15 protein-coding genes are annotated in these 13,427 nt (G+C 66.7%); 2 read left to right on the top strand and 13 right to left on the bottom strand.

The features are described 5' to 3' along the window. Positions 1-80: 80 nt before the first annotated feature. The 3 genes from ACNQQL_RS32995 to ACNQQL_RS32985 are packed head-to-tail and all read right to left on the bottom strand — an operon-like array spanning position 81 to position 1,748. Entirely contained in the window at positions 81-302 is a 222-nt protein-coding gene (locus ACNQQL_RS32995) for a helix-turn-helix domain-containing protein (protein WP_034182019.1), read from the bottom strand. Between the two features lie 8 nt (positions 303-310). Beyond that, entirely contained in the window at positions 311-1,249 is a 939-nt protein-coding gene (epsC, locus tag ACNQQL_RS32990; protein WP_072442277.1) for a serine O-acetyltransferase EpsC, read from the bottom strand. 28 nt (positions 1,250-1,277) lie between these two features. After that, positions 1,278-1,748: a rhodanese-like domain-containing protein gene (locus ACNQQL_RS32985; RefSeq protein WP_347068526.1), complete on the bottom strand. Its 471-nt coding sequence runs from the start codon at positions 1,746-1,748 to the stop codon at positions 1,278-1,280. A gap of 359 nt (positions 1,749-2,107) precedes the next feature. Between ACNQQL_RS32985 and ACNQQL_RS32980 the strand changes: the two genes are divergently transcribed. After that, the gene (locus tag ACNQQL_RS32980) at positions 2,108-3,259 is read left to right on the top strand and encodes a hypothetical protein (protein ID WP_347068524.1); all 1,152 of its coding nucleotides are present in this window, start codon (positions 2,108-2,110) and stop codon (positions 3,257-3,259) included. Positions 3,260-3,353: 94 nt separating this feature from the next. Here ACNQQL_RS32980 and ACNQQL_RS32975 read toward each other — a convergent pair whose 3' ends face one another. The 6 genes from ACNQQL_RS32975 to ACNQQL_RS32950 form a co-directional block, all read right to left on the bottom strand. Beyond that, the gene (locus ACNQQL_RS32975) at positions 3,354-4,145 is read right to left on the bottom strand and encodes an alpha/beta fold hydrolase (RefSeq protein WP_204422357.1); all 792 of its coding nucleotides are present in this window, start codon (positions 4,143-4,145) and stop codon (positions 3,354-3,356) included. Between the two features lie 89 nt (positions 4,146-4,234). Further along, complete coding sequence (locus ACNQQL_RS32970) at positions 4,235-4,561, bottom strand: DUF4148 domain-containing protein (RefSeq protein WP_072442280.1); 327 nt, start codon at positions 4,559-4,561, stop codon at positions 4,235-4,237. Between the two features lie 276 nt (positions 4,562-4,837). Continuing rightward, positions 4,838-5,374 (bottom strand): cytochrome P460 family protein, encoded by a 537-nt coding sequence (locus tag ACNQQL_RS32965; RefSeq protein ID WP_347068521.1) that lies wholly within the window; start codon positions 5,372-5,374, stop codon positions 4,838-4,840. Then, a complete protein-coding gene (locus ACNQQL_RS32960) occupies positions 5,374-6,417 on the bottom strand; it encodes an alpha/beta fold hydrolase (RefSeq protein ID WP_111019556.1) in 1,044 nt (347 codons plus the stop codon). The genes ACNQQL_RS32965 and ACNQQL_RS32960 overlap by 1 nt, the downstream gene beginning before the upstream one ends. A gap of 320 nt (positions 6,418-6,737) precedes the next feature. Then, positions 6,738-8,015, bottom strand: coding sequence for an epoxide hydrolase family protein (locus ACNQQL_RS32955; protein ID WP_347068519.1), 1,278 nt, complete (start codon positions 8,013-8,015; stop codon positions 6,738-6,740). A gap of 201 nt (positions 8,016-8,216) precedes the next feature. Continuing rightward, positions 8,217-8,921, bottom strand: coding sequence for an SDR family oxidoreductase (locus ACNQQL_RS32950; protein WP_347068517.1), 705 nt, complete (start codon positions 8,919-8,921; stop codon positions 8,217-8,219). Positions 8,922-9,056: 135 nt separating this feature from the next. Here ACNQQL_RS32950 and gcvA point away from each other — a divergent pair, with 135 nt between their 5' ends. Beyond that, positions 9,057-9,950, top strand: coding sequence for a transcriptional regulator GcvA (gene gcvA, locus ACNQQL_RS32945; protein ID WP_347068515.1), 894 nt, complete (start codon positions 9,057-9,059; stop codon positions 9,948-9,950). A gap of 16 nt (positions 9,951-9,966) precedes the next feature. On the opposite strand, the gene ACNQQL_RS32940 is transcribed toward gcvA, so the two are convergent. The 4 genes from ACNQQL_RS32940 to ACNQQL_RS32925 all read right to left on the bottom strand — a co-directional run bounded on the left by ACNQQL_RS32940 (position 9,967) and on the right by ACNQQL_RS32925 (position 13,282). Then, positions 9,967-10,563 (bottom strand): pyridoxamine 5'-phosphate oxidase family protein, encoded by a 597-nt coding sequence (locus ACNQQL_RS32940; RefSeq protein WP_347068513.1) that lies wholly within the window; start codon positions 10,561-10,563, stop codon positions 9,967-9,969. Between the two features lie 97 nt (positions 10,564-10,660). Then, on the bottom strand, positions 10,661-10,852 hold the full coding sequence (locus ACNQQL_RS32935) for a hypothetical protein (protein ID WP_347068557.1): 192 nt from the start codon (positions 10,850-10,852) through the stop codon (positions 10,661-10,663). 12 nt (positions 10,853-10,864) lie between these two features. After that, positions 10,865-12,064 (bottom strand): PLP-dependent aminotransferase family protein, encoded by a 1,200-nt coding sequence (locus ACNQQL_RS32930; RefSeq protein WP_347068512.1) that lies wholly within the window; start codon positions 12,062-12,064, stop codon positions 10,865-10,867. Between the two features lie 249 nt (positions 12,065-12,313). Further along, positions 12,314-13,282, bottom strand: a complete 969-nt coding sequence (locus tag ACNQQL_RS32925) for a hypothetical protein (RefSeq protein ID WP_347068510.1) — start codon at positions 13,280-13,282, stop codon at positions 12,314-12,316. Positions 13,283-13,427: the final 145 nt, after the last annotated feature.

Below are 13,427 nucleotides of genomic sequence, written 5' to 3'. Positions count from 1 at the left end.
ATCGGAAGCACGCCCCTGCCAGCTCAACATGCTATAGCCGTCATGTCGCGCAACCGAAAGGGAAACGAAGCCGTGCGGCCTCAGGTGACGTACGCGCCCGGCAGCAGCATCGAGATCGACACGTCGAACGCGCGCGCGATCTTGTCGGCCGTGACGATCGACGCGATCGCCTCGCCGCGCTCGATCTCGCCGACATACGAGCGGTTCAGCCCCGCATGCTCGGCAAGCTGCTCCTGCGACCACGTGCGCGCTTCGCGCAGCCTGCGCACGTTGGCGCCGAAGTGATGGATGAGGTCGCTCATCGCGCCTCCTAGGCGACACGCGCCGCCGCGCGCGGCGCGGCGTTCGCTTCGCTGCGCAGCACGGCCTGCGTGACGTTCGCGCCTGCCGGCACGTCCTGCGTGAGCCACACGTTGCCGCCGATCACCGCGCCGCGCCCGATCGTCACGCGGCCGAGGATCGTCGCGCCCGCGTAGATCACCACGTCGTCCTCCACGATCGGATGGCGTGCAAGCCCTTTCTCCAGATGGCCGGCCGCATCGCGCGGAAAGCGCTTCGCGCCGAGCGTGACGGCCTGGTACACGCGTACGCGCTCGCCGATGATTGCCGTCTCGCCGATCACGACACCCGTGCCGTGGTCGATGAAGAAACCCGCGCCGATGCGCGCGCCCGGATGAATGTCGATGCCCGTTTCCGCATGCGCCTGCTCGGCGATGATCCGTGCGAGCAGCGGCAGGCCGAGCCCGTACAGCTCGTGCGCGAGCCGGTGGTGAATCATCGCGAGGATGCCCGGGTAGCACAGCAGCACTTCGTCGACGCTGCCGGCCGCCGGATCGCCGTGAAAAGCAGCGAGCACGTCGCTGTCGAGCAGCCGGCGAATCTCGGGCAGCCGCGCGGCGAACGCCTGCACGGCCGTCGACGCTACCGCGTCGACGTTGTCGATCGGCCCGTCGGCGTTGCGCTGCCGCGCCGCGTAGCGCAATTCGAGCGTTACCTGCGCGAGCAGCGCGTTCAGCGCCGCGTCGAGCGCATGGGCCACATGGAAGTTCTCGCTCTCCTGGCGCAGGTCGGGCGGCCCGAGCCGCATCGGGAACAGCACGCCCTTCAGCGCGCCGACGATCTGCGCGAGCGCCTCGCGCGCCGGCAGGTCGCGCCCGCCCGGCTCGAGCGAGCGACGCTGCTTCTCGCGCCACGCGCGGCGGACGGTCTGCAGCGATTGAACGATATCGTCGATGTCGAATGCGGCCATGCTGACTTCTCCCCTTGTCGGCCGTGAATCAGTCCTGCGCCCACGGCAGGCCGCGAAAGCGCCAGCCGTTGCTGCCGCCGCGATGCTGCCCTTCGTCGAGGTCGCCTTCGAACCCTTCGAGCACGTTGAATACCTGCGTGAAGCCACCCTTCGTCGCGGCCTCGGCCGCCTGCGCGGACCGGTTGCCGCTGCGGCACAGGAGCAGCACCACCGCGTCCTTGCCGGTCTTCGCTTCCAGTTCGCGCACGAAGCGCGGGTTGCGCGTCAGGCTCGTGCCGGTCGCCCACGGCACATGCAGCGACTCCGGCACGTGGCCGACGAATTTCCGTTCTTCGGCGGTGCGCACGTCCACCAGCAACGCGTCGCCGGCCGAGAACAGCGCCCATGCGGCCTGCGGCGCGACGCCGCCCGCGTAGGGCGTGCCGGCCGCCGCGGCCGCCTCACGTGCGTCTTCGAGCGCCTGCTGTGCAGCGGTTCGTTCTTCCAATGCAACCGTCATGACACTTCCTCGCTTTCGCAGATTCGTATGATCAAAAAACACCGGGAATGCGGCCGTTGCAGCTTGCGTGCTGTCTATAGCCGTCAGCGCCACTATGCGAGTGCGGCCGGGCAAGCAGAACCAATAAAAATTCATTTCCTAATCAGCGGCGCGCGGAAAGCAATCGCGCTCGGACAGGACCGGAATGACCGACGCGTGACAATCGGCAAGAATGCGTATCGACCACGCGGCATGCGTGGCAGGGCGTGCGGATGCCCTGTCCGGACCATGGACCTCTGGATCAACGGCGTGCCGGCATCGCCCGGCGTTGCGGGACGACGCTCTAGAATTCAGTTCCCAAAACAACACTGAGAGCCCAAATGAGCACACCAGCATCCGCGATTCCATGGACCGTCTTCCTCGAACGCTTCAAGAAGTTTCTCGATTACGGCAAAGACACCGTCGAGCTGATCGCCAAAATCTCGCTCCTGCTGCTCATTCTTCCGGGGCTCACGCTGTGGCTCTATCTCGACAGTATCGGTTGGCACACGTTGTTTCTCGATTCGATCTCGTCGACATCCGGACTGCTCGCGCTGCTGATCGGGACGCTACTGCTGGTGTCCGCGCTACTGTTCGTTCTGTGTGCACCGTCGATCTTTCTGCTGTTTCTTCTGGTCGTCGACAAGGACGTGCGCGTGCTCTCCAAGAGCACGTCGGTCGTCATACTGGCGACCGTGCTGGTCTGGATGGCGCTGGTCATCGCGGCGTCGATCCTGACCGAAAATTTGTCGATCGGGCTTCTTCTGCTGGGCACCTTCGCGTTCGGCATCGTGGCGACGCTTGTCGGGTGGCGTCGCGACAAAGTGTCGATGGCAAATGGAAAATGGCGGACCTTCGGCAAAGCCGCCGGATTGTCCCTGTTCATTACCATCGCCGCCGTTTCGAGCAGTGGCGGGTTCCTGACGATCGAATCGTTCGCCGGCGACATGAGCACGAACGCGAAGGCCTATTCGGCACTCGCCATCCTGCTTCCCCTTACGCTCGCGGGCTTCTTGCCGGGTCTGATGGCGATCGGCATGGCTGCCCGCAGTAAGCCGGCGACCACGGCCGTCAAATATGTCGCGGTCGGCATCGGTCTCGTGTTCTACGTGCTGGTCATGTGGTCCCTGACGTCGTTCTCCACCGGCATCGGTACCCGCGCGCTGGAAAAGACCGGCGTCTTCAGCGTGGCGCCCCAGGACTTCGAACTGCTCAAGCCGGATGCCCGGGTCAGCCTCGAACGGGTGGGCATTCCGGTCGCGCCGTCCGGACCGCAGATCATCCGCGCCTATGTCCGATACGCATTCGGCGATATCCGCCTGCTGTGCGCCCGCGAATTCCGTCCGGGCGTCACCGACGCGCCCGACGACAAATTCTCGAGCGACCCGGGCGACCTCAAGCGCGCCAAGGACAAGGCACTCGAAGCCGGGCAGAATTGCGTGATGCTCAAGAAGGACGATGTGCGGCCGGTCCGTCTGAAGCAACCGACCTGATCGAAAACCGCGCGCGTGGTCGACTCGCAACGAGCCGACCACGCACCTTTCGTTGGCGCGCCAGATCAACCAGCGCAACTGTGGCCACTCAGGCTCACTGCGCGTCCCGCTTCGCACGTTCCGCGGCCGCGATGATCGCGTCGGCCACTGCCTTCGGCTGGCTCAGCATCGCGACATGGCTGCCGTTCACGCGCGTGACCGTCGCGCCGATCCGCTTCGCCATCGCTTCCTGCAGCTTCGGATCGATCATCCGGTCCTGCGTCGCGACGACGAACGTCGACGGCTTTGCATGCCACGCGGCCTGCGCGACCTTCTCCGAAATGCAACCGCCGTACCACGACCCCTGCGTCGCCGCAACGATGCGCTGCTGCGCGGGCGGCAGGTCCGGCGCGAAATCCTGCGCGATCGCCTTGTCCGACAGCCGCGCGAAGCCGCCCGTGTCCTTGCGCAGTTCACCGGCCCATGCCGGTGCCGGCAGACCTTGCGTGACGTCGGCGATCGACTGGCCGTTGTCGGGCGCGAATGCCGCGACGTAGACGAGCGACTTCACCTTGTCGTCGTTGCCCGCATCGCTGATCACGACGCCCGCCCACGAATGGCCGACCAGCACCACCGGCCCCTTCTGCTCGTCGATCGTGCGCTTCGTCGCGGCCGCATCGTCGGCGAGCGAGCTCAGCGGATTCTGCACCGACACCACGTGCAGCCCGCGCGCCTCGAGCAGCGGAATCACGCGGTTCCAGCTCGACCCGTCGGCGAACGCACCGTGCACGAGCACGACATTCGTGCCCTTCAGGTCGTCCTTCGGCGCGGCCTGCGCCGCGACCGCACCGAACAGTCCGCCGATCACCGCGGCGGATACCAGAACCCGTTTCATCGAACCGGCCATCGTCATGCTCCTTTCTCTGTTGTGTCGTTTACATGAAGTGAAGTGCTGCAGTGACGGCCGCGCCTGCATACGGCAGGCGCGGCAACGGATCACGAATGCGCGTACAGGTCGTCGGCGGCGTTCCGCGCGGCGCGCGCCGGTGCCGCGTCGCGATGGCTGGCGGGCGTCGACGCATCGGCCACGTTGTCGCCCTGCGACTTCGACGGGCCGTTCTGGTCGGAACGCGCGACTTGCAGCGCGGCGGCGACATCCTCCGGGTAATGCGGTTCGCTGCGGGCCGGGTTGTAGCCGGCCTGTTCCAGTCGGACGAGTTCGGCGCGCACGTCGGCACGCGACAGGCCATGGCCGGTATCGGCGAACGACAAAGCGGGGACGGCGGCGAGGACGGCAACAGCGAGGATTCGGGCGGCTTTCATGAGTGTTCTCCTTGACGGAAGTTGGGGTGTCGATCACTTGGCGTCCGATGCGAACATCGGGCATCGAACGTTTCCTGCATGTCGACAGTAGAACCCGCCCACGTATCCGGCATGTTTCCGAAACCGGTGCTTTCTGCATGCCATTTTTTCCGGAGCGGCCGCAGATACAGTGCGATACAAACCCGCCTGCCGAAGTGGTCCCCGACACACACGCACTACAAAAAAAGGCGTGCCTCGCGGCACGCCTTTCCGTCAAACCCGTCGCTTCGTGTCACGTCACGGCGCGAGCCGCGTGAACACGTAGTCATGATTCTTCACAAGCGCCTGGTGACACGCGAAACACGTCTGATGCTGGCCGATATCGGCCGGCACACCGTTGATGAAGCGCCCGAAGCCCCAGCCGCCCGTCGACGCATAACGACGCGAGTCCTTCACCATCACCTGCACGGTCGTCGCCTGGCCCGGCACCGTCGCCGGCGCGAACTCGTCGGACTGCTTGCGCTTGTATGCGAGCTTCACGAGGATCGTGCCATCCGGAAACGGCAGCGTCGCCTGTTCGAGCGCGCGGATCGCGGCGGGGTTGCCGAGCACCACGCGCAGCTCGTCGAGCGGCGCGGCCTCTTCGGCCGGCGCGACCATTTCCCACTTCCGGTAGCCGGGCGGGATCGTCACGCCGTAGATCGGCGACACGGCCGGTTTCGGCTGTTCCGCGAACGCGGCCGGACCGCTCGCCGACAGCGAGCCGGCCAGCAACGCGCCCGCGACGAGCGCGCGGCCCATGCCGCGACGCCGGATGCCACTGCGAGCCCGCATCACAGATGCTCCACTTGCAGGATCGCGTCAGCAAACGCCTGCGGCGCTTCCTGCGGCAGGTTGTGGCCGATGCCGCCGTTGATCGTCCGGTGCTGGTACTTGCCCGTGAATTTCTTCGCGTACGCGGCCGGGTCCGGATGCGGCGCGCCGTTCGCGTCGCCTTCCATCGTGATCGTCGGCACGGTAATCGCGGGCCCGGCGGCGAGACGCCGCTCGATGTCGTCGTATTGCGCTTCGCCCTTCGCGAGCCCGAGGCGCCAGCGATAGTTGTGGATCACGACGGCCACGTGGTCGGGGTTCTGGAACGATGCGGCCGAGCGCGCATAGGTTTCGTCGGAGAACTGCCACTTCGGCGACGCGAGCTGCCAGATCAGCTTGTTGAACGCGTCGCGGTTCGCCGCGTAGCCGAGCTCGCCGCGCTCGGTCGTGAAATAGAACTGATACCACCATTGGAATTCGGCCTGCGGCGGCAACGGCTTGCGGTTCGCCTCCTGGCTGCCGATCAGGTAGCCGCTCACCGACACCAGCGCCTTCACGCGCTGCGGCCACAGCGCCGCGATGATGTCGGCCGTGCGCGCGCCCCAGTCGTAGCCGCCGAACACCGCGCGGTCGATCTTCAGCGCATCCATCAGCGCGACGATGTCGACGGCCGTCACCGCCTGCTGGCCGTTGCGCACCGTGTCGGCCGAGCGGAACGTCGTCGACCCGTAGCCGCGCAGGTACGGCACGATCACGCGATAGCCGGCCGCGACCAGCAGCGGCGCGACTTCCGCGTAACTGTAGATGTCGTACGGCCAGCCGTGCAGCAGGAACACGACCGGGCCCTTCTTCGGCCCGAGGTCCGCATACCCGACGTTGAGCACGCCCGCGTCGATCTGATGGATCGTACCCAGCGACGCAACGCCGGCCGCGCGCTTCGCCGTCGATGCATCGGGCGCCGACTGCGCGCGCGCCAGGTTGCCGAACCCGAGGTCGGCGAGGCTCAGGCTCGCCAGCGTCGTACCCAGGATCAGGCGGCGGCGGGTGTTCACGGTATCAGGCATGACTCGTTCTCCATTGTCGATCGTCAAGGAAGGGGCCCGCGGCACGTGCGGGCGCTCCGGTATCACCGTTCGCAGCGGCGGCGCATGGCACCGCGCGGCCGTGTGAAACGCTTCACCGGTTTTATATCCGAACCATCGGGATGCTTTGTATCGCAACGTATCTGTGTGCGAACACGACACACAGCGATTCAAAAAACGTTGGGGAAACGACGGTTTTCTGCAGGCCGCGTGGCTGATCGGCTCGGCTCGACACAGTCGACAGAACGAAAACAAGCGCGAGCCGCACGCAAGCCAGCCCGCACCCACCGCTCAAACCACCCTTACCCGCGCCGCAACGGCCGGAACCCGGCACGCACTTCGCGAGCAAACAGTTCCGGCTCCTCCCATGCCGCGAAATGCCCGCCCTTGTCGACTTCGTTGAAGTAGATCAGGTTGTGATAACTGCGCTCGGCCCAGCTGCGCGGCGCCTGGTAGATCTCGCCCGGAAACACCGTGATCGCCGCCGGCAGCGAGATATCCACCGCATTGAAGTTGTTCGAATGATCCTCCCAGTAGATCTGCGCGGCCGACGTCGCGGTGTTCGTCAGCCAGTACAACGAAATGTCGTCGAGAATCTCGTCGCGTGGGATCGAGCGTTCGGGCACACCGCCGCTGTACGTCCACTGCGAGATCTTGTCGTACATCCACGCGGCCTGACCGGACGGCGAATCGGCGAGCGCATAACCGACCGTCTGCGGACGCGTGACCATCATCGCCGAGTAGCCGCAGTTGTCGCGATATAACGTCGCGAGCTTCTCGTACGCGGCCCTCTCCTTCGGCGACAGCGAAGCCGGCGCGGGCGAGTCGGTCGCGAGCAGCGCAGCGATGTCCGGCGGTACCGTCGCCGGCATGTTCACGTGAATCCCGGCCAGGCCCTGTACGCGCTGCATCGCCATCCGGTGCGAGATCACCGAGCCGCAGTCGCCGCCCTGCGACACGAAGCGCGTATAGCCGAGCCGCGCCATCAGCTCGCCCCACGCGCGCGCGATGTGGTCGGAACCCCATCCCGTCTGCGTCGGCCGGCCCGAAAAACCGAAGCCCGGCAACGACGGCACGACGACGTGAAACGCATCGTCCGCGCTCGCGCCGTGCGCGGTCGGGTCGGTCAGCGGGCCGATCGCCTTCAGCAGTTCGAAGATCGAACCGGGCCAGCCGTGCGTCATGATCATCGGCATCGCGTTCGCGTGCCGCGAGCGCACGTGGATGAAGTGAATGTCGAGCCCGTCGATTTCCGTGATGAACATCGGGAAACCGTTCAGGCGCGCCTCGCCCTTGCGCCAGTCGTAGTCGCTGCCCCAGTAGCGCAGCAGCGCCTGCATGCGCGCGAGCCGCACGCCCTGCGATTCGTCGGTGACGGTCTCGCGGCCCGGCCAGCGCGTCGCCGCAATGCGGCGGCGCAGGTCGGCCACGGCTTCATCGGGAATGTGCGCGGTGAACGGGCGTATGCCGCTGCCGCCGGTCGCGGCATGCAGCGCGGTGGGTAGCATCGCCGATACCCCGGCGGCCACGGAAGTGGCCAGCAGGTGGCGACGCATCGGGGAAAACGGTGTGGAAGACATCGTTCGGCATCTCCTTTCGTGAAGTGGAAAGTGAACATGCCGCGCGCCCGGTCGCGCCCTGGCTTTCAATCCGGCGCGCCCTGGTCACGCGGCGTCGCCCATTTGAAAGGTCTGATGTATCCGGGAGTTGTCTGATTTGTACGCGTTTGTAGCCGCTGCGCGGCGAGCGAGCGGCCCGCGCGCCGCTCGCCGATACGATGCTCAGAGCGCGTTGACGATCGCGCCGTCGACGCGAATGTTCTGCCCGGTGATATAGCCCGCGCCGTCCGACAGCAGGAACGCGACCGTCTTCGCGATCTCGCCGGTCTTGCCGAAGCGGCCGGCCGGAATGCGCGCGACGATCTCGGGCGTTTCCGGCCAGCTGTCGATGAAGCCCGGCAGCACCGCGTTCATCCGGATGTTCTCGGCCGCATAGCGTTCCGCGTAGAGACGCGTCCATGCGCTCAGCGCCGCGCGCAGCGCCGACGACACCGGCATCGGCTGCTCGGGCGCGTCCGCCGCGAAGCTCGAGATGTTGACCACCGCGCCGCCGCCCTGTTTCTGGAAGATCGGCGTCACGCGGCGCATCACGCGCACGACGTTCAGCAGGATCAGGTCGAGCCCTGCGTGCCAGTTGTCGTCGGTGATCGCCAGCAGCTCGCCCTTCGGCGGATGCCCGGTGTTGTTCACGACCGCGTCGATCCGGCCGTAGCGCGCGACCGCCTCCTGCACGAGCCGGTCGATATCGGCTTCTTCCGTCACCGAGCCCTGGACGCCGAACCCGCCCAGCTCCTCGCCGAGCGCCACCGCGCTGCCCGACGGCGACATCAGCGCGACGCGGTAACCCGTGGCTGCCAGTTCGCGCGCGATCGCCGCGCCCATGCCCTTGCCCGCCGCCGTGATCAACGCCACTTTTTCTACAGTCACGATCTGCTCCCTCGCTTGAATCCTGCCGCCGCGCAGCCGCCATTCGGCGCGCCATGGTGATAATGTAGGCGCATCGCAGACGACTGTCGAACCAGTATTTCTGCCTCCAGCCGATAGTTTTTCTACATCCTGACAATGCTGCCCCGCCCTTCCCGCCTGCCGCCGCTGAATGCGCTTCGCGCGTTCGAAGTGTCCGCGCGGCACCTCAATTTCCGCGCCGCGGCCGACGAGATCGGCGTCACGCAAGGCGCCGTCGCGCAACAGGTGCGCCACCTCGAGGACGTGCTCGGCCTGAAGCTGTTCGAGCGCCTGCCGCGGGGCCTCGCGCTGACGCACGACGGCGCCGCGTATTTCTCCGACGTGCAGCGCGCGCTGCACGCGATCGCCGATGCAACCGACAAGCTCGTGAAGCGGCGCGCGGCGCTGACGATCAGCACGACGCCGTCGTTCGCGTCGAAGTGGCTGATCCCGCGGCTCGCGCAGTTCACCGACGCGCATCCCGACTACGACGTGCGCGTGATCGCCGACCAGCAGCTCGCGACGTTCCGCCACGACGGCGTCGATCTCGCGATCCGCTACGGCAAGCCGCCGTTCGGCAAGCATCTCGCCGCGCATGCGCTGTTCCCGCTCGATGTGTGCGCCGTATGCAGCCCCGCGCTGCTGGCCGCCCCCGCGTCGCCGCGCGCACTCGCCGGCCACGTGCTGCTGCACGACGCGCACGACCTGTGGCCCGAGTTCATTGAAGCGATGCCCGAGCCGGTCGATATCGATCCGCACAAGGGGCTGCGCTTCAACCAGACGTCGCTCGCGATCGATGCGGCCGTCGCCGGCCAGGGGATTGCGCTCGCGACCGATCCTTTGGTCGAACGCGATATCGCAGCAGGCCGGCTGTGCAAGCCGTTCGATTTCGCGTTTCCGCTGTCGGTGGGGTTCTATCTCGTGTATCCGGCCGAGCGCCGCGACGACGATGCGATCGCGATGATGCGCGACTGGATGATCGGGCAGGCGGTGGCGGACGAGCGGCCTTGAGCGGCCTTCGTCCGGATCAGGGTGCAATCCAGCGGCCTTCGTAGCCGCTTTCTTGCAGATCGAATACCGCTCGGCGATGGCCCGCGCGCGCGAGTTCGAGCCAGTCGATCCGCGTTACCGTCATGTGGATCACGCAAAAGTTTTCGTAGCCGTCGCCGGAAGGCGCGGTGTCTTGCCTCGCCGAGACATGCGCTGCTTCAGGCGACTCGACCGGCGTGCCGGGCGGCAACGGTGCGCGATACAGCAGCAGCGTATGCGGACGGCTCGATTGCCAGATCGCGCGCCGCTGCACTTCGTCGTCGCAGATCGACGCAACGCCTTCCGCGCGAATCTGCACGAGCGCATCGAGATCGCTCGCGACAATCGCGATACGCGGATCGCGGCGCAGCTCCGCAACCTTCTGCGAACGCGCATCGGTATGAAACGACAGCACGCGATCGGCGCGGCTCGCCTGGCGCAGCACGATCGTCCGCACCTTCGGCGCGCTATCGAGGCCCAGCGTTGCCGCCTGCAGCATCGTGAACGGCGAGCGCTGCGCGCCGACGCCGGATTCGAGGCAGGACCACAGGCGGTCGTACGTTTGCGCGAGCGATTCGGAAGTTGAGTCGGACATGACGGGCGGCGGCGATCGGACGTGTTTCGATCGCGCAAGCTTAACCGTTTGCTCCGGCCACGGCTCGCGTGCGATGCGGCCGCCGCCTTGGTGCCGCTCAGTTGTAGCCGAGCACGACCGGCGCCGCATCGCCGGCATCGGTCGTCGGCTCCGCGCCGAACCGGCCGAGCACGTCGGCCACATACTGCGGCCCCGCGCTGATCTGCGACGAGCGATGCTTTGCCGGCCGGTTATCGCCGGCGCCAGACGCTGCGTCCATCGATGCCGTTTCGTTGACGGTGATAGTCACGTTCATGTCTCCTCACGCGGCCAGCGCCGCACCATACGCGCGCACGAGGCGCGCGACGCCTTCCCGGATCGCGTCGACGTCCGGCGCGGCGAACGACAGGCGCAGCGATGCCGCGTCGACGTTGTCCGCGAAGAACGCGTTGCCGGGTACGAACACGATCTTGTTTGCGATCGCCTGTTGCAGCAGCACGTCCGACGACACCGCGCCGATCCGCGCCCACACGAACATCCCCCCTTCGGGGCGATGGAATTCGATCGCATCGCCGAAACCGTCGCGTAGCGCGTCGCACATCGCGTCGCATTTGTGCTGGTAGGCCGCCGTGATGCGCGGCAGATGGCGTTCGAGCGCGCCGTCGGCCAGATATTCGGCGGCGGCCGCCTGCGTCCATGGCGAGCTGCACAGATCGACCGTCTGCTTCGCGATCACGCAGCGCCGCGCGATTTCGGCCGGCGCGATCGTCCAGCCCACGCGCAGCCCCGGCGCGACGATCTTCGACAGGCTCGCGAAATGCACGATCCAGTCGCGTGCGCCGTCCACTTCATCGGCGAGCGCGAGCATCGACGGCACGGCTTCACCCGCGAAGCGCAGGTCGCCGTACGGATCGTCCTCGACGATCAGGAAACGGTATCGCACCGCGAGACGCAGCAGCTTCAGCCGGCGTTCGCGCGTAAGCGTCGCGCCCGTCGGGTTCGCGAAGGTCGGGACGGTATAGAGCAGCTTCGGCTGTGCGATCGCGCCGGACGCGAGTTGTGCTGCGAGACGATCGACGTCGAGGCCGTCGCCGTCGACCGGAATCGTCACGATGCGCGCCTGCTGCAGACGCAGCGCCTGCAGCGTTGCCGGGTAAGCCGGCTGTTCGGTCAGCACGACGTCGCCTGGCGACACCATCACGCGCAGCAGCAGGTCGAGACCCTGCTGCGAGCCGGTCGTGACGAGCAGTTCGGCCGGCGTGCACGCGACGCCGCGACGCCCCATCAAGGCGATCAGTTGCTGCTTCAGTTCGGCGAGGCCGTCGGTCGGGCCGTATTGCAGGCAGCGGACGGGCTGCGCGTATGCGCGTTCGGCGGCCGTGTTCAGGCCGTCGACGTCGAACAGGTCGCTGGCCGGATAACCGCCCGCGAACGAAATCATGCCCGGTTCGGACAGGTACTTGAACAACTCGCGGATCGGTGAGCCGGCGGGATTCTGGAATGAGGGAGTGAACGCGTACATGTCGTCGTGAGCAGGATGGCGCGGACGGCCGGGATAGCCGCCAGGCGCCTGCCACCGGGGCGCTTCTGGCGCCACGGCGGCGAATTCGAGCCACGATTGTCGATAGTCATTAAGGCCGCGGCAAACGATATCTATGCACTAGGTCTTGCGGTTTGGTCATCAAATGGGGTTGTCGCGGCGATTCAGTCCGGCCGATTGTTTCGTCACGCGCGCCCCTTGCCTGCCTCTGCTTGCCGGCGTGATGCAGACTCAGCGCCCTGTCCCGGCGGGCTCGCCCGCGGGCGGCTTGGCCGCCCGGTTTTTGAGTTCGCGCATGAGGTCGTCCGACACATAGTGGGGACCATCGAACAGATACACCGGATAGCCGCGATAAACCACGAGTTGCTTGCTCAATTCCTCGGCGCTGGCTGAACGGAATCCGCCACGCTCGGCCGGCCGGAAGGCCTCGGCGATGACCCGCACGCGCCGTTTGCCCAGGCGTGAAGCCAGCTCGTCGACGTAGGTGCGCGCGACCTGTGGCTCGCGGGCATAGACGCCGCAGCCGTCCTGGAAGAACACCCCGACGTCCGCGGGCAGCCACGTTGCGAGCCAGTCCGCCAGTGCTTTTCCGCCGATGTTGGTCTGGTCGTAGACGCTCACCCAAAGCGGACGAGGCAGTCGCTGCAGGATCTCGGCAAGCTTGGGCGCCTCCTGCCAGGTCGGATCGATTTCGACCGGGAAGTAGTAGCCGGTGACATGCAGCGGCAGATGCACGCGCGCCACCTCCGCGGACTGGTCCGCGAGCGTCGACAGGTGGGTGCGCGCACGTTTTTCGTCCTGGTAGCCGGCCAGGCCCAGGATCACGTTTCTGGCCCACGGCGCACGACCGATGCGTTCCCAGTCGGGAAGGTGTGCCGCGGTATGGATGCGGGTGTTGGCAACGAACGCGGTATCGTCCACGACGGTCCATTGGATCAACAGATCGTGTACGCCGAGCATCTGCCAGTTTCCGACGGGATTCGTCGTCGTGTTGTCCACCTGCCAAACGATTCCGTCGGCGTGAACGTCGTGCGCTGTCCAGCTGCATGCGGCCACGACCAGCGATGCGCCGATTGCCGCGAGCGTCGCCGCCCGGTGCGAACGCGGCGCGCTGGAAAGCCGACGCGGTCGGCCTGCCGGTCGAAACTGGCCCATACGCTGTTGAATTTTGCGCACGGCCGGGATGGCGGACGTGGTCATCGCTGGCTCCCCTAGCATTGTCGCGCGTCATCGTAGCCGATCAAACGCAAACGTGGGGGCCCCCCTGTCGCATCGGGGGGGCCCGGGGGACGACCCCACACCCCCCCCAAGGGGGGGGGGGGCGGGACCCCCCACTGAGCCACAG

Origin of the sequence: Burkholderia sp. LFS061, from assembly GCF_047978125.1 — a bacterium.
GTDB classification, from domain to species: Bacteria; Pseudomonadota; Gammaproteobacteria; order Burkholderiales; family Burkholderiaceae; genus Burkholderia; species Burkholderia pyrrocinia_C.
This window is presented reverse-complemented; position numbering and strand designations above follow the sequence as displayed.

What these genes read in the sequence shown, in the direction of transcription:
- ACNQQL_RS32995 (WP_034182019.1), bottom strand. Translation starts at nt 302, where the DNA reads ATGAGCGACCTCATCCATCACTTCGGCGCCAACGTGCGCAGGCTGCGC.
- epsC (WP_072442277.1), bottom strand. Translation starts at nt 1,249, where the DNA reads ATGGCCGCATTCGACATCGACGATATCGTTCAATCGCTGCAGACCGTC.
- ACNQQL_RS32985 (WP_347068526.1), bottom strand. Translation starts at nt 1,748, where the DNA reads ATGACGGTTGCATTGGAAGAACGAACCGCTGCACAGCAGGCGCTCGAA.
- ACNQQL_RS32980 (WP_347068524.1), top strand. Translation starts at nt 2,108, where the DNA reads ATGAGCACACCAGCATCCGCGATTCCATGGACCGTCTTCCTCGAACGC.
- ACNQQL_RS32975 (WP_204422357.1), bottom strand. Translation starts at nt 4,145, where the DNA reads ATGGCCGGTTCGATGAAACGGGTTCTGGTATCCGCCGCGGTGATCGGC.
- ACNQQL_RS32970 (WP_072442280.1), bottom strand. Translation starts at nt 4,561, where the DNA reads ATGAAAGCCGCCCGAATCCTCGCTGTTGCCGTCCTCGCCGCCGTCCCC.
- ACNQQL_RS32965 (WP_347068521.1), bottom strand. Translation starts at nt 5,374, where the DNA reads ATGCGGGCTCGCAGTGGCATCCGGCGTCGCGGCATGGGCCGCGCGCTC.
- ACNQQL_RS32960 (WP_111019556.1), bottom strand. Translation starts at nt 6,417, where the DNA reads ATGCCTGATACCGTGAACACCCGCCGCCGCCTGATCCTGGGTACGACG.
- ACNQQL_RS32955 (WP_347068519.1), bottom strand. Translation starts at nt 8,015, where the DNA reads ATGTCTTCCACACCGTTTTCCCCGATGCGTCGCCACCTGCTGGCCACT.
- gcvA (WP_347068515.1), top strand. Translation starts at nt 9,057, where the DNA reads ATGCTGCCCCGCCCTTCCCGCCTGCCGCCGCTGAATGCGCTTCGCGCG.
- ACNQQL_RS32940 (WP_347068513.1), bottom strand. Translation starts at nt 10,563, where the DNA reads ATGTCCGACTCAACTTCCGAATCGCTCGCGCAAACGTACGACCGCCTG.
- ACNQQL_RS32930 (WP_347068512.1), bottom strand. Translation starts at nt 12,064, where the DNA reads ATGTACGCGTTCACTCCCTCATTCCAGAATCCCGCCGGCTCACCGATC.
- ACNQQL_RS32925 (WP_347068510.1), bottom strand. Translation starts at nt 13,282, where the DNA reads ATGACCACGTCCGCCATCCCGGCCGTGCGCAAAATTCAACAGCGTATG.